Genomic DNA, 22,994 nt, shown 5'->3' with positions numbered 1-22,994 from the left:
TGCGCGTTCGCTCGTGGTGGGATGGTCCAGCACTTCTTCAGGTGAGGACGCAGTTCCGTTTTTTTAAGATCCTCCCGATGGTGGAGTGGTCCAGATCAGGGATGTCCTCGACCAGCGCGACGTGCTTCTCCAGCAGCCGCAGTGACCACCGTGCATAGCCCTGGGGCGGCTGGGAGCACGCCATCGCGATCAGCCGGGCTTCGACCTCACCGGTCACCGGCGAGGGCACCGGCGGCAGGTCGCGCCTCTTCCGTGCGATTGTGGCGTGAACATCGCCGCCGGTCTCGGTGAAGCGCTTGGCGACCAGCCGCAACGTCTCACCAGAGACGCCAAGCCGGGTCGCGATCATCTCCTTGGAATCCACCTCACCCACCGAGGTGTCCAGTGCGAGCAACACTCGCGCACGCATGATCATCGAGGCTCCACGAACACCCGTCGTGGTCACCCGGACCAACTCCTCGCGGTCCCGCGCAGTCAACCTGACCGGCCACTTCTTCTGCGAACCCATGACAACAGCCCTGTCTGGCAAAGGGGAAGGAATCTGAGGCACCAACCTCCCAACCAGACACACCAGAACTAAGCAGCGACACACCACTAGCGGTGGTTTGTTGACGGCGGGTTCGTCCGGGAGTAGGCCGTGAAGGTGAAGGCGGTAACTACGGTCTGGGGGAGCCCGAGATGACGAAGAGGCTGCCGTGTACGCCCGCTCCAGGTCCGTTGGAAGCGTACGCTGCCCGGTTCGATGACCTCTTCTCCACGCTGGCTCAGCGCCGGGGGTTTCGCGAGTACCTGGCCGGGCTGCTGCTGCCGCGGGACCGGAACAAGACACTCACCTGCCTGGCCGGTACGGAACCCGTGGTCGGTGCCCAGCACGCGGCAGCCCAGCGGCTGCAGTTCTTCCTGTCCGAGTCGACCTGGGACCGGGAAGCGGTCAACGCCCGCCGCCTGGAGCTGTTGCTGGCCGATGCGGCCACTGCCCCGCACCCGGGCGGGGTACTGGTCGTCGACGACTCCGGTGACCGCAAGGACGGTCATGCGACCGCGCACGTGGGCAAGCAGTACCTGGGCTCGGTCGGGAAGATCGACCGCGGTGTGGTCACCGTGACCACGTGCTGGGCGGACGAGCGGGTCTACTACCCGCTGCACGCCGTCCCCTACACCCCCGCCCACCACTTCCCGCGCCGCAAGAGTGATCCCGCATTCCGTACGAAGCTGCAGATCGGGGCCCTCCTGGCCCGTCAGGCCGCAGAAGCAGGGGTGTCCTTCCGGGCGGTAGCAGCCGACTGTGCCTACGGCGACCACGACAGCTTCCGCCGTGAACTGTCCGACGCCCACTTGCCATTCGTGATGGCCCTCAAACGAGGCCACGGCAGCTGGCAGTACAAAGATGCCTTCCGGCCCGTCGATGCCGCCCGCGAGCTGGCCTGGCGGGGTCCCGAGCAGCCCGGTGACTGGCAGCCGGTCACCCGCGCTTTCCGCGACGGCCGCACCACCACCTGGTGGGCCGCCGACGCCCAGCTGGGCTGGTGGGGGCCCAACGGCGCGATCCGGCTGGTCGTGGCCACCACCGACCCGGCACCCTGCCCGAGAACGCCACCTGGTACTTGGCCACCAACCTGCCCCGCCCCGGCTCACCCCGCGAGCAGCACAGCCGGCACCCGGCCGCTGACCTCACCGAAGTCGTGCGGATCTACGGGCTGCGGCACTGGGTCGAACAAAGCTACAAACAGGTCAAGGACGAACTCGGCTGGGCCGACTTCCAGGTCCGCTCCGACACCGCCATCCGCCGCCACCAGACCCTCGTGAACTGTGCGTTCAGCTTCTGCTGGAACACCTGGTTCACCCCCGACCCACCTCCGCCCGCCCTGGCCGGCCCGCCATCCGCTCCCGACGCACTGTCAGGACCGGCAGAGAGGGGGAGAACCCGCGTCCCAGCAGCACCGACCGGCCTGCTGGCCCCAGGCACTACGGGCCGTCCGTGGCTGGCTGACGCCCTGGGCCACGCTGCAACGCTACTGGCGGGCATGGTCACCCAAACCCCCGCCCGCAGCACTCCAGGAGCTGATCAACACCGTCGGCTCCGGCAGACCTCTTGACCTCTACTGCCCGAGCTAACAAACCACCGCTAGGTGTATTGATCACGAGCGTTGTTAACGCTGGCCGGGCTTGATCATGGCGAAGACCTCCGTGTGTGGTGGAGGTGTCGAATCTTCACCGCACGGAGGCCTTCATGTCCCACCGTAATGCCCGGCTGACCGTTCACGGCAGGCGACTGCTCATCGACCGCGTCCGTTCCGGCCGTCCCGTCCCGTCGCGCACGTCGCCGCGGAGATGGGCATCTCCCGTCCCACCGCCCACAAGTGGATCCGACGCTGGCGATCCGAGGGCGAAAGCGGACTCGTCGACCGCTCCAGCCGCCCGCGCACGACACCGCACCGAACCACTGCCGCAACCGAAGCCCGTGTCTGCCGTCTGCGGCAAAGCCGCAAGCTCGGGCCCGCACGCCTGGGCCCGATCCTTGGCCTGCCCGCCTCGACCGTGCACCGCATCCTCACCCGGCACGGCCTGAACCGACTCGCCTTCCTGGACCGCCCCACCGGAGAGGTCATCCGCCGCTACGAACGCAACCGGCCCGGCGAACTCATCCACGTCGACGTCAAGAAACTCGGCCGCATCCCCGACGGCGGCGGTCACAAGGTCCTGGGCCGACAGGCCGGCCGCGCCCGGCGCAACCGCGTGGGCTTCGACTACATCCACTCCGCCGTCGACGACCACAGCCGCCTCGCCTACAGCGAGATCCACCCAGACGAGAAGGCCACCACCTGCGCAGACTTCCTGCGCCGGGCCGCGGCCTTCTTCACCGCCTGCGGCATCGACCGCATCGAGCGGGTCCTCACCGACAACGCCTGGCCCTACCGCAAGAGCTTCGCCTGGCGCCAGGCCCTGGCCGACCTCGGCGCGGCCGGCAAGCTCACCCGCATCTACCGGCCGCAGACCAACTGCGAGGATTTGCAAGCGCTCTTCCGGCCGATCTGACCCACAGACCAACCGGCCGCTCGTGCCTTGTTGCCGATGCGTCGGCCGGCCGGGAGGGCGCATGCGGCTGCACCGGCGGACCGTCGGATGTGACCTGATAAGAGCCTGGCACCACGCCTCATCGCAGTTGTGTCCCCGGTGCTCCGTCGGTGCGGCTCCAGGCCCGCGGACCGCCAGGAGGACAGGTGCTCAACAGTTCCGGCACGAGCGTGACCCTCGGAGTCGACACCCACGCCGATGTCCATGTCGCCGTTGCTCTCGATCAGCTCGGGCGGCGGCTGGGCACGCGCTCGCTGTCCCCTCGACACCAGCTGGCTACGCATCCTTGGAAGCGTGGGCCACCGGTCTCGGCACCATCGAGCAGGTGGGTTTGGAAGGCACCGGCTGCTACGGTGCCGGCCTGTCCAGGTGGCTGCGGCACCACGGCCATCGTGTCGTCGAGGTCAACCGCCCCGACCGTCAGACACGCCGCCGTCGCGGCAAGTCCGATGTCGTCGATGCCGAAGCCGCCGCACGGGCAGTGCAGGCCGGGACCGCGACGGCGACCCCGAAGTCCGGTGACGGCGCTGTCGAGATGATCCGGGCCCTGTGGGTCGCCCGACGCAGTGCGATGAAAGCACGCACGCAAGCCGTCAACCAGCTCAAAGCCCTGATCGTCACCGCTCCTGACGTCCTTCGCGAACACATCCGCGGGCTGCACCGAATGGAACTGATCCGCACTGTCACACGGTGGCGCCCAGGAGCCGAACCAGACACTCTGACCACTGTCACCAAACTGGCCATGCAGTCCATCGCCCACCGCTACCTGCAGCTCGACGACGAGATATCAGAGCTGGACCGCCACCTGCAGCGGCTCGTCACACTGGCGGCACCGGAACTCATGGCCGTCAAAGGACTCGGTGCCGAGACCGTCGCAGCCCTGCTCGTTGCTGCCGGCGACAATCCAGGACGCCTTCGCTCAGAGTCTGCCTTCGCCCACCTCTGCGGCGCCGCCCCGATTCCCGCGTCCTCCGGCAAGACCAGCCGCCACCGTCTCAACCGCGGCGGCGACCGTCAGGCCAACCACGCCCTCTACATGATCACGGTCAGCCGCATGGCGTGGGAGCCACGCACACGCGCCTACATGGCCCGCAGAACAGCCGAGGGCAAGACGAAGACCGAGATCATTCGCTGCTTGAAACGACACATCGCCCGTGAGGTCTACGGCCTACTCGTCCCGCGAACCCCAGCGCAGCCACCTGCCCGCGACGATCTGGCAACCGCAGCCTGACCTTCCTTGACAGCTATAGGAGCATCGGCAAGGTCGAACGCTTCCACCGCACCCTGAGGCCTATTCACGGGGTTTCACCAGCCCTTTTTGTAGAAGGTGAGGGCGGTGACGGTTTTGGCGACGAGGGGGAACTTGGCCAGGGGGCCGCGGTAGCGGGTCGCGAGGATCTTCCAGTCCTTCAGGTGTGCGATCGCTCGCTCAATGGCGGCGCGGAGGCTGCTGATGCTCCGGTTGTAGATCTTGGCGCCAGTGGGGCGTTGCTGACCAGGTGGTTTGCGTCTCGCGGTGAGCATGCCGGAACCCACGTACCCAAGATCGCCCATGCTCTGCCGTTCTGCGAAGGTCTCCGGGAAGTGGGACTGGCGCCAGGCGTACATGTCGTGGCGGGAGCCCGGGACAGGCTCGGACACCGCGAGCAGGTCTCCGGACAGGGTGGCGGCGATCTGCAGGTTGAAGCCGGTGTCGCGGTGCTTGCCGGAGAACATAGCGGTGCCTTCGCTCGCCCAGTCCCACGTGGTGACCAGGGTGCCGTCGATGAGCACGATCCGGCCGGCTGAGGCTTCCACAGGATCAGGGACATGCCCGGCGAGGGCCTTCTCCACCACCGGAAGCAGCCCCGTCCACCGCCGGGAAACAGTGGCCTGGCTGACACCGAACAGTTCCGCCGCCGCTTCCTGGACGGGGTTCTGCCGCAGGAGGAACAGCACCAGGACCACCGACCGGTACAGGCCCAGCGACCACATCCGCGCCGGAGACACCGCAGGATCCGGGTCCTCCACGAGCGCCTGATGGACCCGCACCACCAGCCCGTCCAGTTGATCCTTGTCTAACCCTGCCGTAACGTTCCAGCTCAACGGCCCTGCCCCGGTTCACTTCTGACGTTTTCGCAGACATCAGACTACCGAGCAGGGCCGTCCTGATGATCAAGAAATCCGGGCCGCACCACCCCGTGAATAAGCCTCCCTGCTCGACGAATGGGCCTACCTGCGGCCCTACACCAGCAACACCGAACGCACCGACGCACTGGCAGACTTCCTCCACACCTACAACCACCACCGCTGCCACACCGCACTCGGAGGCAAGCCACCCATCAGCCGTGTTAACACCGCCGCGGGCCAATACAACTAGGGCGCGTATCGGGTCGTGATCAGCTGGTGGGCCGGGTGAGGTAGTTGATCCAGATCATCGAGGCTCGTAGGTGGAGGCCGGCGAGGTAGCTGTCTGGGGTCTTGTCGTATCGGGTGGGTGCGCCACGAGGCGCCATGGAATCGAGTGAGGTGAGAGACCTTCACCGCCGGGTTGTCGCAGCAATCTGGCTGAAGCTGGGGGCAGTTCGATTCGGGGGATGCCGAGTCGAGCGGTAAGCAGCCCCGACAACGTCGGGACGGATTGGCACTGCCAGACGGTCCGGGTCCGGCTAGCGAGACGGGAAGGTGCACGCGAGGAATCAGTGCTTGACGCCCCGTTCTCGACGACGGCCGAACGCTGACCCTCTGACGGCGTATCAAAACTGACCCTCTTGGTGATCTTCGTCTGACTCTGGCCTTGTTGATCAAGGTCAGGAGGAAGAGGTGATCCTTGTGGAGGACTGGGCAGAGATCCGTCGGTTGCACCGGGCCGAGCAGATGCCGATCAGGGCGATCGCCCGCCATCTGGGCATTTCGAAGAACACGGTGAAGCGGGCGCTGGCGCACGACCGGCCGCCGAAGTACGAGAGGCCGGCCAAGGGCTCGGTGGTGGACGCGGTCGAGGTGCAGATCCGCGAGCTGCTGCGGGAGACGCCGACGATGCCCGCGACGGTGATCGCCGAGCGGATCGGCTGGGACCGCGGGATGACCGTGCTCAAGGAGCGGGTCCGCGACCTGCGTCCCGCCTATATCCCGGTGGACCCGGTGTCGCGGACGACGTATCGGCCGGGTGAGCTGGCCCAGTGCGACCTGTGGTTCCCCGACGCGGAGATCCCGCTCGGCTACGGGCAGACCGGGCAGCCGCCGGTGCTGGTGATGGTGTCCGGCTACTCGCGGATGATCGCCGCGAGGATGCTGCCCTCGCGGCGGACCGGGGACCTGATCGACGGGCACTGGCGGCTGCTGTCCGCCTGGGGCGCCGTCCCGAAGATGCTGGTCTGGGACAACGAGTCCGGGATCGGCCGCGGGAAGGTGACCGGCGAGTTCGCCGCGTTCGCGGGCCTGCTCTCCACCAGGATCTACCTCTGCCGCCCCCGCGATCCAGAAACGAAAGGGCTGGTGGAGCGGGCCAATGGTTACCTGGAGACCAGCTTCCTGCCGGGCCGTCACTTCTCCGGCCCCAACGACTTCAACGCCCAGCTGGGCGAGTGGCTGAAGGTCGCCAACCGGCGCCGGCACCGCGCTCTGCAGGCCCGTCCGAGCGAGCGGTGGGAGGCGGACAAGTCCGGGATGATCGCGCTGCCGCCGGTCGACCCGCCGTCCTGGTGGCGTTTCTCCATCCGGCTCGGCCGCGACCACTACGTCCGCATCGACACCAACGACTACTCCGTCGACCCCGCCGCGATCGGGAGGACGGTGACGGTGCTCTGTGACAACGATGAGGTCATCGTCCTGGCCACCGGCGGGGAGATCGTCGCCCAGCACCCCAGGTGCTGGGCGAAGCACCAGACCCTCACCGACCCCCAACACGCCGCCACCGGCACCCGGATGCGTCAGGGAGTGCACCGTCAGCAGGCAGCCCGCCAGAGCCGGCTGGCTGCTTCGTCCGGCCCGATGGTCGAGGTCGAACAGCGCGAACTGGACACCTATGACCGACTGTTCACCGTCATCGACGGCGGCGGCGACAAGGAGGCGAGCTGAATGCCCCGCCCCGCGACAGCCTCCGGCGACGACGAAGGCGAGGAAGAGCCCGGCGCCGTCGAGAAGACCACCACCGCCAGGACGGCAGCGGCGGCATCCTCCCGTCGGACGGGCCGGCAGACCTTGACTGACCTGGCTTTCCTCGCCCGCGCGATGAAGGCCCCGGCCCTGCTGGACGCCGCCGAACGGCTGGCCGAACGCGCCCGCAAGGAGTCCTGGACGCACGCCGAATACCTCGTCGCCGTGCTCCAGCGCGAGGTGAGCGCCCGCGAATCGCACGGCGGCGAGGCCCGCGTCCGCGCGGCGAGGTTCCCCGCCGTCAAAACGGTCGAGGAACTCGACGTCACCCATCTGCGCGGGATAACGCGCCAACAGCTCGCGCATCTGGGTACGTTGGACTTCATCGCCGGGAAGGAGAACGCCGTTTTCCTGGGTCCGCCCGGGACCGGAAAGACACACCTGGCGATCGGGCTCGCGGTCAGAGCCTGCCAGGCCGGACACCGCGTCGCCTTCGCGACCGCCTCCGAGTGGGTCGACCGGCTCGCCGCCGCCCACGCAGCCGGCCGTCTGGCCGACGAGCTCACCAGACTGGGCCGCTACCCGCTGATCGTGGTGGACGAGGTCGGCTACATCCCCTTCGAGGCCGAAGCCGCGAACCTGTTCTTCCAGCTCATCTCGAACAGATACGAACGCGCGTCCGTGATCGTCACCAGCAACAAGCCCTTCGGACGCTGGGGAGAGGTCTTCGGCGACGAGACCGTGGCCGCCGCCATGATCGACCGCCTCGTCCACCACGCCGAGGTCCACTCGTTCAAGGGCGATTCGTATCGCATGCGCGGCCGCGAACTCGGACGCATCCCCACCGACAACCAAGACGACTGAACACACGCAACAGAAGACACCTGGGTCACTATTCACCCGCCCAAACTGGGTCACGGTTCACCCGCCGCCGACACCCGTAATTACGACACCGGCTCCAACCTGGCGGATATGGGCCGGACGCAGTGCACGACCACCGCTGGCCGGTGGTCGACTCCGAAGCCGATTCCACGTATCGGTGGGGAGGCCACGCCGAAAGCCTGCGGCGTAAGCGTGGCGATGCTGCCGGGGTAGAGCTGGGCACCTCACCCGTCGATCGATTCCGTGGTGAACGTGGGAACTGCCCGCGGTCGCCCAAGGACCGGACGTCCAGTTCGGTCAAGGGCAGGCCCATCGCCGGCTGATGGTCGTCGGGCAGGACGGAGGCCCCGTAGTACTCCGAGGCCGGGAGAGCCGGCCACATGGGGAAGGGGGCCAGCAAGTCAGCAGTAAGGAAACTGGAATGCCGGGAGGCTGTCGCCGGTGAATACCGACGAGCTGGAATGGGCCTTGATGAAGGCCGAACGCCGGGTACTGGAGATCCAGACCAAGCTGCACCGTTGGGCTGCTGATGATCCTCATCGCAGGTTCGACGATCTGTTCAACCTCGTGGCCGATCCCGCCTTCCTGTTGGTGGCGTGGGACCGTGTCCGGGGAAACAAGGGTGCCCGCACGGCCGGAGTGGATGGGAAGACCGCACGCTCCATCGAGGCCGGGCAGGGAGTCGAGATGTTTCTCGGCAGGCTGCGGACTCAGATTAGAGACCGCAGCTTCCGACCGGTTCCCGTGCGCGAGCGGATGATTCCCAAGGCGAATGGCAAGCTTCGTCGTCTTGGGATTCCGACCGTGGCGGACCGAGTGGTCCAGGCGTCCTTGAAACTGGTGCTGGAGCCGGTGTTCGAAGCGGATTTCCTCCCGTGTTCCTATGGGTTCCGCCCGAACCGCCGGGCTCATGACGCGATCGCCGAGACTCGCTATCTCGCCAGCCACGGATATGAGTGGGTGGTGGAGGGCGACATCACGGCGTGCTTCGACGAGATCTCGCACCCGGCCCTCATGGAGCGGGTGCGGAATCGAATCGGGGACAAGCGGGTGTTGTCCTTGGTGAGGGCGTTTTTGAAGTCCGGGATCCTGTCCCGGGACGGGGCCTTCACGGACACACGCACTGGGACCCCGCAGGGCGGGATCCTGTCGCCGCTGCTGGCCAACATCGCTCTCTCGGTCCTGGACGAGCACATCGCCCAGACCCCCGGAGGACCAGACAGCACCTCCGAGGATCGGCGCAGGAGACGGCGCCGGGGATTGCCCAACTACCGGCTGGTCCGGTATGCGGATGACTTCCTCGTGCTTGTCTTCGGGCGCCGTGAGCACGCCGAGGAATTACGCGATGAGGTCGCGGAGGCGTTGAAGCCGGTGGGCCTTCGCCTGTCGGTGGAGAAGACAAAGATCACGCACATTGACGAGGGCCTCGATTTTCTCGGATGGCGCATCCAGCGGCACCGGAAACTGGGCACTGACCGGCAGTACATCTACACCTATCCGGCACGGAAATCAGTGCGTTCCGCAACGGCCAAGGTGAAGGAACTGACTGGACGGCAGAACGTCGGCTTGTCGCTGGAGTCCTTACTCCACCGGCTGAACCCGGTGTTGCGAGGATGGTGCGCGTACTTCCGTCCCGGAGTGTCAAACGTCGCTTTCTGTTACCTCAGCCACTACACGTGGATGAGGGTGACACGATGGATCCGGCGCAAGCATCCCGGGATCACTTGGAAGCAGCTCCGCCGACGCTATTACGGCGGTGGCTGGTGGCCTGCCACGGAGGAAGGGGAACTGTTCAACCCGGCAAAGGTAAGCACGACCAGATACCGATACCGGGGAACACTCATCCCGACCCCGTGGCCCATTACGGCATGAGGAACTGAACACCCCGAAACGGGATTTGCGGAGAGCCCGGTGCCCGGAGACGGGCACGCCGGGTTCGGGAGGCGGCTCGGAGAAACCCACTGGTGGAAACACCAGCAGGGCGCCCCGAGTCGACCTCACCGATGCCTCGCCAGGCCTTGAGCTTGTTGATCAGACGCTCGACGGTGTTCCTCTCCTTGTAAAGGGCGGCGTCGTGGCTGACGGGTCGACCGCCTGCGGAGCCCTTCTTCTTCCGGTTTGCGGCCTGGTCTTTCTTCTCCGGAATCACTGCCTTGATGCCGCGCCTGCCCAGGTGGGTCCGGTTCCCGCGGGAGGAGTAGGCTTTATCGGCGGCGACCGCTTCCGGCCGGGTGCGTGCTGTCGGCGTCCTCTCCCTTCGGGCCGGGCCGGTACGTTTGAACGTCCCCAGTTGCTAGGCCACGTCGGTCTCTCGCTCGATGGCCTGGAGGCGGTTCTTGAGCCGGTAGCTCGGGCCGTTGATCGCGATCACTTCGCAGTGGTGCAGGAGCCGGTCGAGGATGGCGGTGGCGAGGACCTCGTCGCCGAAGACCTGGCCCCATTCGCTGAAGGTCTTGTTCGAGGTCAGGATGATCGAGCCCTTCTCGTAGCGCTTGGAGATCACCTGGAAGACCAGGTTCGCCTCGGCGCGTTCGAGGGGCTGGTAGCCCACCTCGTCGACCACGAGGACGCTCGGCCGCAGATAGGTGCCGAGTTTGTTGACCAGCCGCCCGGCCGACTCGGCCGCCTTCAGGTTGCGGACCATGTCGTCGAGGCTGGTGAAGTAGATCGAGTAGCCGGCCCGGCAGGCCGCGACCGCGAGGGCGACGGCGATATGCGTCTTACCCACCCCGGGCGGCCCCAGCAGGGCGGCGTTCGCCTTGCCGTCGACGAAGGAGAGGCTGGCGAGGTCTTTGACCTTGCGCGGGTCGAGCTCGGGCTGGAAGGAGAAGTCGTACTCGTCCAGCGTCTTGTGGTGCGGCAGTTTGGACAGTCGCAGGCCCTGGCGGAAGCGTCGGTCGTCGCGGACGGCCAGTTCTTCGGACAGGACCAGGTCGAGGAAGTCGAGGTAGCCCATCTTCGCCTCGTCGGCCCGGCGGGTGTACTCGTTGATGGTTTCCGCGAGGTGGGGCAGGCCGAGCTTGCCGGCCGTGGTGCGGATGCGGTTGCCGGTCAGCTCGCTCAAGTCGACTCCTTCGTCGGGGAGTTGGTAGTGAAGGGCCGGGTGCCGGTCAGTTCGTCATAGACCGACAGCGGCCGCCTCCCGACCTCGATCTGGGTTGCGGCGGACCGGTTCAACAGGGCCTGCAACGGCCCGATGCGACCGGACGCGGAGGACTCGCTCCGCGGTGGTGGCGGCTCGTCGCCAGTCGTGGTGCGGCGGTTCCTGCCGGTCGGCAGGCCGTCCCAGTGCTCGTCCTGCTTGACAACCACGCCGCGGCCGACCGCCCGCGGATGGCTGGACAGCAGGGTCTCGCCGCTGGCATCGGGAACGGTCGTGTGCAGCATGACCTGGGACTTCGTCGCCCTGATCTCGACCAGCTGACGTGGGCGGACCTTGCGGGCGGGCACCGAGTAGAGGTTTCCGCCGAACGCGACCAGGCAGTCCTTGCCGACCGGCCGCAGATGCCGCTCGGCCACCAGATAGGGCGACGGCGGCAACGGCTTGAGGGCGGCGTGATCCCGGGCGGCCCGGTGCCCGATGACCTCGTGGTGGGTGGCGTGGGTGCGGGCGCGTCGCTGCGGCACCCACGCCATGAAGGCGGCATCCAGTTCCTCGAGCGAGGAGAACGCCCGCCCGGCCAGCACGTGATCACGCACGATCAACACCTGGCGTTCGACCCGGCCCTTCCCGGTGGGCCGGTAGGCGGCCAGCACGTCAATGTCGAAGTCGTAGTGGCCTGCGAAGCCGACCGCTTCCGGATGCAGAGGCACCGCCTCGCCCGGGGCGACGTGCCGGCGCACAACGGTCTTGGTCCGGTCGTAGACGATCGACATCGGCACCCCGCCGAAGTGCACAAACGCCCGCCGGTGGCAGTCGAAGAAGGTCTGCAGGTCCTGGCTCGTGGTAAAGCAGCAGAACGGGTCGCGCGAGTACGACAGCACCATATGGAATGAGTAGACCTTCGGGATTCCCAGGTGGGCGAGGATCTTGCCTTCATCGCCCCAGTCGACCTGAGCCTGGGCCCCGGGAACCACCTCGAAGCGGCGGCGCATACCCGCCAACTCCCGCGGCTCGATCCCCAGTTCACCCGCGATCCGCGGCCGGGCCTCCTGCAAATACAGCTTGACCCGCTGATAGTTGATCGTCGAGCCGTACTCCTTCACCAGACGCTCGTGCACCACGGCGCCCTTGATGAGGATGTCAATCCCCTCGTTGTGTGGAGAGTTTCTAGGCGGCCAGCTCCAGGGCGGAGCCGGTCCGATGCATATGTTCGTAGTCGATCGGGCTGTGGTACTCGCATACGCTGTGTAGTCGGCGGGTGTTGTAGAAGCCGGTGATCCACGTGGCGATCTTCAGCCGGGCCTCGGTACGGGTGTCGAAGGTGTGCCGGTAGATGTATTCGACCTTGAGGACGCTGTTGAATGCCTCGCTGACGGCGTTGTCGAAACATGAGCCGACGCGTCCCATGGACTGGGTCACGCCGAGACGGCGGCAGACCCGCTTGAACCGGCGGGAGACGTACTCGCTGCCCCTGTCGCTGTGAAAGATCACGCCTTTCACGTCGCCTCCGCGGGTGGCTGCGGCCATGTGCAGTGAGGCCACGACGAGTTCGGCATCGTGGCGAGCGCCCATCGCGTAACCGAGCAGGCGGCGTGAGAACAGGTCGATCACCGTGGCCAGGTAGAGCTTGCCCTCACCCGTGACGATCTCGGTCATGTCGCCGCACCAGACTTGGTCCGGGGCATCCGCGCTGAAGTCGCGGCGCACGAAGTCCGGCGCCGCGGCCCGCCTACCGGGGCGGGTGAGCCCGCGACGCCAGCGTACCTTCCGTCCGGCCAGGCCCAGCTCGGCCATGGTCTTCGCAACGGTGTTCACCGAGACGCGCCATCCCTGCCTGACGAGCGTGATCCACACCTTCGGTGAGCCGTAGGTGCCGCCCGAGGCGTCGAAGACGCGCCGGACGGCCTCGGCCAGCTGTCCGCGCCGCACTTCGCGGGCGGTGACAGGCCTGTCCTTCCACTTGTAGAACCACGACTCGCTCACGCCCAGCACCCGGCAGGACGTGGTGTGCGGAATGTTCTTCTCGGCCTTGCAGTCGCTGATCACCCCGGCCAGCCGGGCCGGGTCCGCGGCAGCTACTTCACCCACAAGGCCATGCACTGTTTGAAGACGTCACGTTCCATCTCCAGCTCGCGGATGCGCTTGTTCTTCTCGTTCATCTCCCGGCGCAGCCGCTCCAGCTCAGCGCGTTCACCCTCCCGCAGCCGGCCGCCCGAGGCGGCGGGCGCGGGCCGGTCGGAGGAGGCCGAGCCGTTCCTCCTCCAGCGTGAGACCCAGCTGTGCAGCGTCCCCGGATGCACTCCGAGATCCTCGGCGACCTCCGGGATCGGCTTGCCCGTCTCGATCACGATGCGTACAGCACCTTCACGGAACTCGGCGTCGTACTTCTGTTGCTTGGACCCCATGAACCTCAACTTCCCCTGGTATCACGGACTCCACGCTATGAGGGGAACCTCAGGATCTCTGCCCGCAGCATCGCGTCGATCAACGGCGCAACCTCGTCGACCACCTTCTTCCGAGGCCGTCCATTCGACGTCCGCCTCGGCGGCACCGACGCCGCCGTGCTCGACAGATACTTGCGGACCGTCTTGCGGTCCAGCCCAGTCTCCCTGGCCACCTCCGTCAGACTGACCGCTCCTGACTCGACCAGAGCACGGAACCGCCGCAGTTCCAGCCAGCGCTGCGGGTCCAAAACCACCGCGCCACCGCCCTCCGCCACCCTTCACCGGACAAGCAGCAGAGTGCCGGGCACCACGATTCACCGCACCATCAAGCGTCCCTTTTCACTCGTACGCGACCGGGGACGATCGTGTGTACGCCGACACGGGGGCGGCCGACGGGCCCGCGGACCCGTAACTGCTTGAGCACGGGGATGAACTGCGGGCTGTCCGCGGCCTGGCCCGCGGTCAGCACGAGCGCCAGCGGGTGGCACTTGCGGTCGGCGGCGAGGTGGATCTTGCTGGTCTGCCCGCCCCTGGAGCGCCCGAGGAGAGCGGCCTTCAGACGGACTCTACGCCGACGCAGGATGCGTCGTCGCTCCTCCCGCTTGGAATCTGCTTGGACGTCCTGCCCGCTTTGTTCTTCGAGGCTGCCCCCTTTGACCTGGCCTTCTCTTCCTCGGCGGCGGCCTTCTCCAACGCAGTGATGACGTCCTTGCCCAGGTGCATCCCGGCGGCATCGTGGTGTGCCCGCGCGGTGGTGGAATCGATACTGACCAGGGACAGGTCCACCTCACCCCGCTTCGCCGCTTCCGCGATCAGGCCCTCCAGCAGGGCCTCGAAGACGCCGGCGTCACGCCACTGCCGGAAGCGGTTGTGCACGGTCGACCAGGCGCCGAACTCCTCCGGCATCTCCCGCCACTGCCCGCCGGTCCTGAACCGCCAGATCACACCCCCGAACTGCTGCCGCAGCCGCTCGGGATACGGGCCGTACTCGCCGATCGGCAGATACGGCCCGATGAACTCCCACTCCGCGTCCGTCAGTTGCACTCGCGTCACGCAAGAAGATCTACCGGATCAGATCCCGCCGCGAGAGTAAATCCCGCAGATTGATCACGACTCGATACGCGCTCTAGGTCGATGGCGCGGTAGCAGGCTTCCCACCGACGAGAAGGCGGACCAGGCGTCCGCCCCGCCGGTCAGCATGGGTTTGCTGGTGGGGCCGCGGTGGCTGGGCGGAGCACGGTCGGCTCCCTGAGCATGGATGACGACGACTGGCCGGGTTACACGCAGTGACGGTGACAGCAGTTCTTGCCCCTCGCGGGATGACAGCCGGAATCGGAAGTACAGCCAGACCGCCTGCGCGATCACCTCCGGCGGCCGGACAACGGGAACTCCCGGCACGACCATGCGGCGGCACCATCCGCCAGCAGGCCCCTCCCCCCAACGACCCACACCAAGACCATTCCCCCTCCAGATCCTCAACGTGATAACACCGCCCGGAAGTGAGGAAGACCACGCCGGGGACGCAAGCCGGAAATTGTCAGGGGGATGAGTAGCCGGAAGGGGCGGTGCGGCAAAGACTGACGGCTCCATGCCGCCAGGCCGAAAGGCTGACGGTCGACTGGTCGAAGATGGCCGGCCGACGTGGCCCGCCGCTTGCAGCGGCCGCGTGCTATCACGCGGCCGCCCCTGCTCTTGTTTGAAAGGACCCTGTCATGGTCTCGTCCCGCCGCAGGAGGGGTGTGTCACGGACATGGAAGTCAGTCGGCGTTCTCATCCCCCTGGCCCTGCTGACGGCCGTGCTGATAGCACCCCTCAACGCGGCAACGCCGACCCGGGAAGACGACGGCGCGAGGAGCATCCTCGACCAGAAGTACGGACTCTTCGTCCACCACGTGCCCGGACTGACAACGGACTCCAGCGGTGCCGTCGTCCATGACGCCAACGCTCTGGCGGACAGTTTCGACGCGGGCCGGTTCGCCGACGATCTGGCGTCGGCCAAGGTGCAGTACGTCATCTTCACCGCCTGGCACGCGAAAATGGTGACCCTCTGGCCGAGCCAGAAAATGCTCGACTGGGATCTTCCCGACCACCGCGTCAACCGCGACCTGATCAGCGACATGATCACCGCCGTCAAAGCCAAGGGCATCCACGTCTACCTCTACACCCACCCCCGCGACGGTGCGGAGTTTACCGCTGCGGATCAGGTAAAGACCGGCTGGGGCACAGCGCCTTCGGCGGACGGGAAAGGGTGGCATGTGGGCGCAGACTTCAACCGACCGAAATGGAACCACTTCATCAACGACATTTACCAGGAGTTGATGCAGCGCTACGGCAATCGGATTGACGGTCTGTTCATGGACGAAGGCAGTCCCGAAGGCGACAGTCAGACAGTGGTCGACTACCCCCGGCTGCGCAACACCATCAAGGCAGTCAACCCCCGTGCCGTTCTGATCCAGAACTACGCCGGCAATCAGTACGGTCTAGACATAGGCATGAAGGAACAATGGGGCTATGCCGAGTTCGGGCAGCCCAACGGAGATCTGTGGCCCGGATTCGCCATGCCCGTGGACGTGACCTTCACCCAGACGTGGTGGGCCAAGGACCCCGCCGGCTCGCTCCGGTACTCCCCGGCGAGCATGTTCCGCTACACCGTCCTGCAGGCGGCCACCAGCACCGATGGCGGCGGTACCGTCTGGGCGGCAGGCCCCTTTGCCGACGAAGGTTGGGAGCCGGGCGTCATGCCGGCCCTGAGGCAGGTCGGCACGTGGATCGACCCGATCAGGCAGTCCATCTTCGGCACCAGGCCCAGCACCTCCTACCCCACGAACGCCGGGACCCGTATTGCCGACCTGCAGTGGGGCGTGGCGACCAGGGCCCCTGACGACCGCACCGAATATATCCACGTCTTGAAACCGCCGACCGGGCAGACTCTCACACTTCCAGCGCCTCAAGACGGCAAGACCTTCGAGGCAGCCTCACTGGTGAAGGACGGCACCCCGGTCAAGCTCAGCCAGGACGCCAACGGCGTGAAGCTCACCATTCCCGGGGCCTGGGATGCTAACGACACCGCCATCAAACTCACCGTGAAAGAGCTCCATGACTGGAAGCTAAACGACAATGCCCCCGGCATCAAATATCACGGCTCATGGAATATTTCTAACGACCGCGGAGCAAACGACTATCAAGACGACATCCACCACACCACGGCCAACGGAGACTCGTTCTCTTACCAGTTCACTGGGACAGGCGTGGACTACATCTCCTCCAAGGCCGTCAACTACGGGGATGTCAAAATCACCATCACCGACGCCGCGGGGCAAATCGTCACGCAACAAACCGTCAGCGCTACCGCGCCCGGCTACAGGCCCCAGCAAACACTCTTCAGCGTCACCGGACTGCCCCACGCCGACTACACCATCTCAGCGGCTAAACACAGCGGCGACTACCTACAGCTGGACGCACTGCGGATCCGCAGATAGTCCCTCTCCCAGACAAGTGGCGTCTGGCACAGCCTGCAGCAGGCGCAGCGTGGGGCCCGCTGGTGGATGCGGGCCAGGCGGCCGTCAAAGTGCCGCGATGGAGCACTCCTAACATCGGCCGGGGCAGGTGCCGCCGGGCCGTCGGCCGCAGCCGGAGTAACCGCGCCTCCAGCCGCAGCCGGCTCAAACGCAGCCACGGCGGCTGCACCGTCAATAACTGCCGGCCGTGAGCCGGCGGTTCAGGCTGTTGCAGGACGGGAGCCTCTGCGACACCCAGAGGCCGGACCTCGCTTGAAAAGCCCAGGAGCGGCACCGGCTGCACCACCCGCACCAACTGCGGGGGGCATCATCGGGACATCGAAGAGGCGACAGATGTGGCGGGGTTGTTCGCGGTGTTGTTGTCGGCCTCGTTCCCAGCGACGCCGGCCCGGGGTGACAATGCCGTCCGCAGCAGTGCTGTCGATAACCGTGTTCCCAGCTACTGCAAGCGGGCCACCCTTGCACTGCAAGGCGCGCCAGCCGTCATCACTCGCCAGCGAGTCAAGCTTGCGCTCTTGCGGTGCCGCGGTGACGGCGGTAGAAGGCCGCCCCGGCAGCAGTCAGGGAGGCGGCAGTGCCGGCTCCGACTGCGGGGTCAATCACCGGGATCCAGCAGGCGTGCCTTTCGACGCCACAGTGAGAAGCCGTCAGCTGGCGGGTGTTATCTCCGCCGTGTGGCCGCGCTGGGAGCGGGGGGTTTTCGTGCCGGTCTTGCCGGGCTCGATGGTGCGGGGGTCGACGGCTTCGCCAGGCGCGCCGACTTCGTAGTCACCGGTGGGGTCGCTGTCGCGGTCGTGGGGCGGCAGGAAGAAGGCCCGGCGGGCGAACAGGCCGCTGTCGGGGTCGCGTTCGGCGTCCGGGGCAAGGTTGGTGTAGCCGACCAGGCGGCCGTCGCGGGAGTAGCGGGGCCTGCCGCGGCGCTGGCTGACTTTGTCCAGGGCCTGGCGGACATAGTCGAGGCGTGCGGGGTCCTCCAGCCACACTACTTCTACTTCGTGAGCTGGCTGTCTTGCAGCATCGAGCTCATAGCCGCAAACCCTCCTGAATCTCATCGACCGGCCGGCCCGCGCAGGTGTTGTCGCCGCTGGTCTTCTGCCGGCACATCCGGCGCTGTCCGCAGTCGCGGTTGTCATCGTACGGCCAGTGGCTTGCTGGCCCCGAGGCACAAGAGATCGTCAAGGGTGTCCCCCTGCGGCGGCGGCCTGCGCCTCACCGGGGTCAGCGAGAAGGGCAAGGCTGGGGTAGAGCTTGCGGTCGTTGTTCTTGATCATGTCGGCGGGTGAGTCACCGGCTGCCCACCCGCTGCCAACTCAACTCCCGCATGGCTGCCCTGCCCCCGTCCAGCACTCATCTTGATCAGTGGTCCGGTACCGACGCTAGGCACATCGAGCCGTCCCGGTGGTCACATCATCAAAGAACAGGAGGCAGACGATCACCCCGTTACGTCAACCCCCGAAGGACTTCAGGACACGACCGCTCAGCAAGAAGCACTCGGCCTGCCTCGTTCGCCGTGCCGGTGCCGCCGCTACCCAGAAGCGATGGAGGCCTGGCAGCGTCCCGATGGCTACTGGCGGCGTCGTCAACTTATCGGGGCTGGTGGGTTGTTGGGGCGTGGCAGGGCGTGGCAGGGCGTGGCAGGGCGTGGGGGGATGCAGCCTTGGTTCAGCCTGCCGTGGGCAGGGCGCTGGTGCCGGTGATGTGGTCCCAGACGGTGAAGCGGGTGGTCATTTCTGCCCGGTACTCGGGTGCGGTCCTCAGGTGACGACGGGGCCGGAAATGGGGTGAAATCTGGCTGAACGCGGCGAGGAACTTCTGGGCTGACCGGGGCGAGCGGAAGCCTTTCATGGCGCGTTCGCGCTGGCGGGTGGGCTGGTGTGAGTGTGCGTCCAGTAGTCCGGGCATCATTGCAGATCAGAAGGGATGTGGGGTGATGTAACCGGATGTCAAGCTCAGGGCAGCCTGCCGGTGAAAGTCCGGTCTGGGGAGACGCCAGGGTCCCCGGTAGCGGGGCTCCCGGCATCGGTTGAGATGCCGGTGTCGAAGCGGAGCGACGAGCATCCCTTGGGGGTGTCGCGACCGGCCGGTCCGCAACATCAAGTGAAGTCTGCAGCGTCGTTACAGCCCCCGCCCGGGAGGGCGGGTCAAGGAGGAGCCGAGCCCGTACTCACAGGGCGAAGGCCACGGAAGACGTCCCAGATCCTGGAGCGGGCGTCGAGGAACCTCCCGGCGTAAGGGGCGTGGAACGGCCGGAGGGTTGTCCTGGGAACTGGAGAGGGCCTCCTCGGCCCCGGGGCTGCGGCCCGGGAAGCAGGGCCTGCCTATAACCGGTGGAGCCGGGAAGTGGCGGGCCGCCGAGAGGCAGTCGGAGGGGGCAGTAGTAGTGCTGATCGGCGGGACAACACAACCCGTCGGGAGCGAAGGGCCCCTGCTTCATCGATGCGTATCGCGTGTGAGGAGGAGACTCGGGTGAGTGCCGGATCGGCTAGTTCCACCCGCCGGAAGGAAGGCGTCGCGCGACCGGACGGCCGGCCTTTGGACAAAGTTCGTGCCTTGCAGTGGACGCTCTACCGCTGTGCCAAGCAAGATCCCGAACGCCGGTTCCATGCCCTGTACGGCCACGTCTCCCGCAGGGACATCTTGTGGCGGGCCTGGGCCGATGTGTGTGCGAACCGGGGCGCTCCCGGCGTGGACGGAGTGACCGTCGATGCCGTGGCCGCCGCCGGGGTGGAGGAGTTCCTCCGCGGCTTGTCGGAGCAGTTGCGGGCGCATACGTATCGTCCGTCGCCGCTGCGGCGGGTCATGATCCCCAAGCCGGGGCGGCCGGGGGAGTTGCGGCCGCTGTCGATTCCCACGGTGGCGGACCGGGTGGTGATGACGGCCGCGAAACTGGTGCTCGAGCCGGTTTTCGAAGCCGACTTCCTGCCGGTCAGCTACGGGTTCAGGCCCAAGAGGTCCGCGATCGACGCCTGCGAGAGCGTGCGTGTGGAGGCGAACCGGGGCCGGGAGTGGGTGCTCGAGGCCGACATCCGTGACTGCTTCGGATCAATCCGGCACGACGCCATCGTGGCCCAGGTGGCCCGGCGCGTCGTGGACGGTTCGATGCTGAAGCTGATCCGGGCGTGGCTGCGGGTGGGGGTGCTGGAGGACGGGGGGAGTGGCTCACCAGGAGCAGGAACCCCACAGGGCTCACCGATTTCACCGTTGCTGGCGAACGTTGCGCTGCACGTTCTCGATGAGGCGTGGCAGGGCGAGGGACGACGGCTGGGCGTATTGGTGAGGTATTGCGATGATTTCGGATGGCGTCCTGCGACGTGGTGTAGGCGATCGAGGTGTGGGTGTGCGCGGGTGTCTGCCCGGGGCGCACGCCTGATGGGGGTGGCCGCTCCCTGACCAAGGGGTGGGCCACCGTGCAACTCTCCCTGCTAAAACGCCAGTTCAAGCGATGGGAGTGCACGATGGCCCTGTCCCAGGATGACTTACTGCGGTTGCTTCGGTCACTACGCTCGTCCGATGGAATCGAGCTGGTCCGCAGTGTGGCCGAGCGGATGCTGCAGGAACTGATCGAGGCCGAGACCGCCGCGCACATCGGTGCCGAGTGGAACGAGCACACCGCCTCGCGAACGGCGTTCCGCAACGGGCACCGCGACAAGACCCTGACCACGCAGGCCGGCGACCTGGACCTTCAGATCCCCAAGCTCCGCACCGGCAGCTTCTTCCCCAGCCTGCTCGAGCGCAGGCGCCGCATCGACCAGGCACTCTACGCCGTGATCATGGAAGCCTACGTCCACGGAGTCTCCACCCGCTCCGTCGACGACCTGGTCAAGGCCCTGGGCGGGGACAGCGGGATATCCAAGAGCGAGGTCTCCCGGATCTGCGGCGAGCTGGACGAGCCGCTGACCGCCTTTCGCACCCGGCCCCTGGACCACACCCGGTTCCCCTACATCTACCTGGACGCGACGTACTGCAAGGTACGGGTGAACCACCAGATCGTCTCCCAGGCCGTGGTCATCGCCACCGGCATCACCGAGGACGGCGGCCGCGAGGTCCTCGGGACCGCTGTCGGCGACAGCGAGAGCGAGGCATTCTGGTCCGAGTTCCTGCGCTCCTTGCGCGAGCGCGGCCTGTCCGGGGTGCGCCTGGTCATCGCCGACCACACAGCGGCCTGGTCAAGGCGATCCGCAAGGTCATGCTGGGATCCGCCTACCAGCGCTGTCGTGTCCATTTCCTGCGCAACTGCTTCGCACACATCCCCAAGGGGACCGGCGAGATGGTCGCCGCGACCATCCGCACCGTCTTCGCCCAGCCCACCGCCCAAGCGGTCCAAGCCCAGCTGGACACCGTCGCCGACATGCTCGGCGAGCAGTTCCCCAAGGTCAAAGAAATGCTCCTGGACGCGAAGGAAGACCTGACCGCGTTCGCCGTCTTCCCCCTCCAGCACTGGAAAAAGATCCAGTCCACCAACCCCCTGGAACGACTGAACCGGGAGATCAAACGCCGCACCGACGTCGTCCAGGTCTTCCCCAACCCCGCCGCACTCCAGCGCCTGGTCACCGCCATCCTCAGCGAACTACACGACGAGTGGATCGCCTTCCCCCGCCGCTACCTCCCCGAGGGCAGCATGACCGCCATCTACGCCGACGAACACGCCGGGAACACCACCCGCGCGCTCCCCGGCACCCCGAACACCACCGGAGAATGATCGCCTACACCATCACACGGGACGCCATCTGATTTCGTGGTCCTGTGTCCGACCAGGGAACGTGCCGAGCAGGCACGGGAGCTGGCGGGCGCGGTGCTGGCCGGGCTCGGGCTGCAACTGCACGCGGACAAGACCGGCATCATCCACCTCGCCAGAGGCGGACAGGGCTTTGATTTCCTCGGCTTCCACCACCGCAAGGTGGAGTCGTGGCGTTGGCGGGGCAGGTTCCACCTGCAACGCTGGCCGTCCCAGCGGGCGATGGGGGTGCTGCGGGACAAGATCCGCGCCGCCACCGACCGCCGCCGGACAGGACGGCCGCTGACGGCTGTGGTCGCCGACCTCAACCCCGTACTGCGGGGCTGGGCGGCGTACTTCCGCTGGGGCAACTCGGCCGGGAAGTTCTCCACGATCGACAGCTATGTCCACGAGCGGCTCGCGCTCTTCGACAGTCGCAAGCGCGGCTACTCCGGCCGCAGTTGGGGCACGCGCCATGACGGCGCGTGGTTCAACCGGCTCGGGGTGTTCCGCCTGTCCGGGAACGTACGCAGGGTGGCAGCGCATGCCAGCCGGTGAACGATGTCGGTAAGCCGGGTGCGCGAGAAGCGCATGCCCGGTTTGACGGGCGGGGGCTGGAAACGAAGCCCTCACAGGCCACCGCGCCAGTCCCCGACCCTACTCTCCGCCCGGTTGTTCAGTCCCTTGTGGGAGCGGTGTTCCACCGAGCGCATGAGCGCGCGGTGGGCCGGGCCGCAGGAGCGGCACTTGTCGGTCACCAGCACCCTGGGTACCCGGCACTGCTTCTTCATCAGCCTGGCCATGAACCGCTTGGCGGCTTTGGCGTCCCGCCTGGACTGGACGAGGATGTCGAGGACGCCGCCGTCCTGGTCGACGGCGCGCCAGAGGTAGTGCCACTCGCCGTTGATCTTCACGAAGACCTCGTCGAGGTGCCACTTGTCCCCGGCCTGCGGCCGGCGGCGGTGTAGTCCGTTGGCGTAGGCCTGCCCGAATTTGCTGCACCAGCGACGCACCGTTTCGTACGAGACGATCACGCCGCGCTGGAGCATCAGCTCCTCGACCTCACGGAAGGAGAGCGGGAAGCGGAAGTACAGCCATACACAGTGCGCGATGATCTCTGCCGGGTAACGGTGGCGCTCGTATGACGGCGATGTCGACGACACGAACGAACCCTCCCCAGC

The 22,994-nt window shown here is 66.8% G+C and carries 13 protein-coding genes and 10 pseudogenes; 11 read left to right on the top strand and 12 right to left on the bottom strand.

Features of this window, described 5'->3' with window-relative positions; all coding sequences use genetic code 11:
* Nucleotides 1-37: 37 nt before the first annotated feature.
* A complete protein-coding gene (locus ABIE67_RS01470) occupies nt 38-508 on the bottom strand; it encodes a helix-turn-helix domain-containing protein (RefSeq protein ID WP_370252171.1) in 471 nt (156 codons plus the stop codon).
* Nucleotides 509-717: 209 nt separating this feature from the next.
* Between ABIE67_RS01470 and ABIE67_RS01465 the strand changes: the two genes are divergently transcribed.
* From ABIE67_RS01465 to ABIE67_RS01455, 3 genes and pseudogenes are all read left to right on the top strand, one after another.
* Nucleotides 718-1,806 carry a transposase gene (locus ABIE67_RS01465; RefSeq protein WP_370252169.1) on the top strand — a complete coding sequence of 363 codons (1,089 nt, stop codon included), beginning with the start codon at nt 718-720 and terminating at the stop codon, nt 1,804-1,806.
* 424 nt (nt 1,807-2,230) lie between these two features.
* A pseudogene (locus tag ABIE67_RS01460) lies at nt 2,231-3,000 on the top strand (IS481 family transposase); the annotation flags it as partial.
* 221 nt (nt 3,001-3,221) lie between these two features.
* Nucleotides 3,222-4,306, top strand: a pseudogene (locus ABIE67_RS01455) (IS110 family transposase).
* Between the two features lie 74 nt (nt 4,307-4,380).
* Here the strand turns inward: ABIE67_RS01455 and ABIE67_RS01450 are convergent.
* Nucleotides 4,381-5,160 carry a transposase family protein gene (locus tag ABIE67_RS01450; RefSeq protein WP_370252055.1) on the bottom strand — a complete coding sequence of 260 codons (780 nt, stop codon included), beginning with the start codon at nt 5,158-5,160 and terminating at the stop codon, nt 4,381-4,383.
* Nucleotides 5,161-5,266: 106 nt separating this feature from the next.
* On the opposite strand from ABIE67_RS01450, the pseudogene ABIE67_RS01445 reads away from it, so the two are divergent.
* The 4 genes and pseudogenes from ABIE67_RS01445 to ltrA form a co-directional block, all read left to right on the top strand.
* A pseudogene (locus tag ABIE67_RS01445) lies at nt 5,267-5,434 on the top strand (integrase core domain-containing protein); the annotation flags it as partial.
* A gap of 443 nt (nt 5,435-5,877) precedes the next feature.
* A complete protein-coding gene (gene istA / locus ABIE67_RS01440; RefSeq protein ID WP_370251537.1) occupies nt 5,878-7,134 on the top strand; it encodes an IS21 family transposase in 1,257 nt (418 codons plus the stop codon).
* Nucleotides 7,135-8,016, top strand: a complete 882-nt coding sequence (gene istB / locus ABIE67_RS01435; RefSeq protein ID WP_370251535.1) for an IS21-like element helper ATPase IstB — start codon at nt 7,135-7,137, stop codon at nt 8,014-8,016.
* Nucleotides 8,017-8,475: 459 nt separating this feature from the next.
* Nucleotides 8,476-9,906: a group II intron reverse transcriptase/maturase gene (ltrA, locus tag ABIE67_RS01430; RefSeq protein WP_370252167.1), complete on the top strand. Its 1,431-nt coding sequence runs from the start codon at nt 8,476-8,478 to the stop codon at nt 9,904-9,906.
* On the opposite strand, the pseudogene ABIE67_RS01425 reads toward ltrA, so the two are convergent.
* The 7 genes and pseudogenes from ABIE67_RS01425 to ABIE67_RS01395 all read right to left on the bottom strand — a co-directional run.
* Nucleotides 9,896-10,270 (bottom strand): annotated as a pseudogene (locus ABIE67_RS01425) (transposase); the annotation flags it as partial. The gene ltrA and the pseudogene ABIE67_RS01425 sit on opposite strands and share 11 nt — an antisense overlap.
* Before the next feature lie 57 nt (nt 10,271-10,327).
* Complete coding sequence (gene istB, locus ABIE67_RS01420) at nt 10,328-11,098, bottom strand: IS21-like element helper ATPase IstB (RefSeq protein ID WP_158926872.1); 771 nt, start codon at nt 11,096-11,098, stop codon at nt 10,328-10,330.
* Nucleotides 11,095-12,279 (bottom strand): annotated as a pseudogene (gene istA / locus ABIE67_RS01415) (IS21 family transposase); the annotation flags it as partial. The pseudogene istA (ABIE67_RS01415) and the gene istB (ABIE67_RS01420), both read right to left, overlap by 4 nt.
* Nucleotides 12,280-12,304: 25 nt before the next feature.
* Nucleotides 12,305-13,225, bottom strand: coding sequence for an IS3 family transposase (locus ABIE67_RS01410; RefSeq protein ID WP_370252164.1), 921 nt, complete (start codon nt 13,223-13,225; stop codon nt 12,305-12,307).
* Nucleotides 13,213-13,542, bottom strand: coding sequence for a transposase (locus ABIE67_RS01405; protein ID WP_370252162.1), 330 nt, complete (start codon nt 13,540-13,542; stop codon nt 13,213-13,215). The genes ABIE67_RS01410 and ABIE67_RS01405 overlap by 13 nt, the downstream gene beginning before the upstream one ends.
* A 50-nt stretch (nt 13,543-13,592) precedes the next feature.
* Nucleotides 13,593-13,835 (bottom strand): annotated as a pseudogene (locus ABIE67_RS01400) (IS21 family transposase); the annotation flags it as partial.
* Nucleotides 13,836-13,960: 125 nt separating this feature from the next.
* A pseudogene (locus tag ABIE67_RS01395) lies at nt 13,961-14,634 on the bottom strand (transposase); the annotation flags it as partial.
* Nucleotides 14,635-15,293: 659 nt separating this feature from the next.
* On the opposite strand from ABIE67_RS01395, the gene ABIE67_RS01390 reads away from it, so the two are divergent.
* Nucleotides 15,294-17,060: an alpha-L-fucosidase gene (locus tag ABIE67_RS01390; protein ID WP_370252160.1), complete on the top strand. Its 1,767-nt coding sequence runs from the start codon at nt 15,294-15,296 to the stop codon at nt 17,058-17,060.
* 686 nt (nt 17,061-17,746) lie between these two features.
* On the opposite strand, the gene ABIE67_RS01385 is transcribed toward ABIE67_RS01390, so the two are convergent.
* Together ABIE67_RS01385 and ABIE67_RS01380 are read right to left on the bottom strand one after the other, a co-directional pair.
* On the bottom strand, nt 17,747-18,151 hold the full coding sequence (locus ABIE67_RS01385; protein WP_370252158.1) for a DUF6009 family protein: 405 nt from the start codon (nt 18,149-18,151) through the stop codon (nt 17,747-17,749).
* A gap of 610 nt (nt 18,152-18,761) precedes the next feature.
* A pseudogene (locus tag ABIE67_RS01380) lies at nt 18,762-18,980 on the bottom strand (IS6 family transposase); the annotation flags it as partial.
* Between the two features lie 804 nt (nt 18,981-19,784).
* Between ABIE67_RS01380 and ABIE67_RS01375 the strand changes: the two are divergent.
* The 3 genes and pseudogenes from ABIE67_RS01375 to ABIE67_RS01365 all read left to right on the top strand — a co-directional run bounded on the left by ABIE67_RS01375 (nt 19,785) and on the right by ABIE67_RS01365 (nt 22,371).
* A complete protein-coding gene (locus ABIE67_RS01375) occupies nt 19,785-20,489 on the top strand; it encodes a reverse transcriptase domain-containing protein (protein WP_370252156.1) in 705 nt (234 codons plus the stop codon).
* A gap of 65 nt (nt 20,490-20,554) precedes the next feature.
* Nucleotides 20,555-21,798 (top strand): annotated as a pseudogene (locus ABIE67_RS01370) (IS256 family transposase).
* A gap of 36 nt (nt 21,799-21,834) precedes the next feature.
* Nucleotides 21,835-22,371 carry a group II intron maturase-specific domain-containing protein gene (locus ABIE67_RS01365; RefSeq protein ID WP_370252152.1) on the top strand — a complete coding sequence of 179 codons (537 nt, stop codon included), beginning with the start codon at nt 21,835-21,837 and terminating at the stop codon, nt 22,369-22,371.
* 101 nt (nt 22,372-22,472) lie between these two features.
* Here the strand turns inward: ABIE67_RS01365 and ABIE67_RS01360 are convergent.
* Nucleotides 22,473-22,976, bottom strand: a pseudogene (locus ABIE67_RS01360) (IS6 family transposase); the annotation flags it as partial.
* Between the last annotated feature and the right edge of the window lie 18 nt (nt 22,977-22,994).

Source organism: Streptomyces sp. V4I8, from assembly GCF_041261225.1.
Classification (GTDB): domain Bacteria; phylum Actinomycetota; class Actinomycetes; order Streptomycetales; family Streptomycetaceae; genus Streptomyces.
This window is presented reverse-complemented; position numbering and strand designations above follow the sequence as displayed.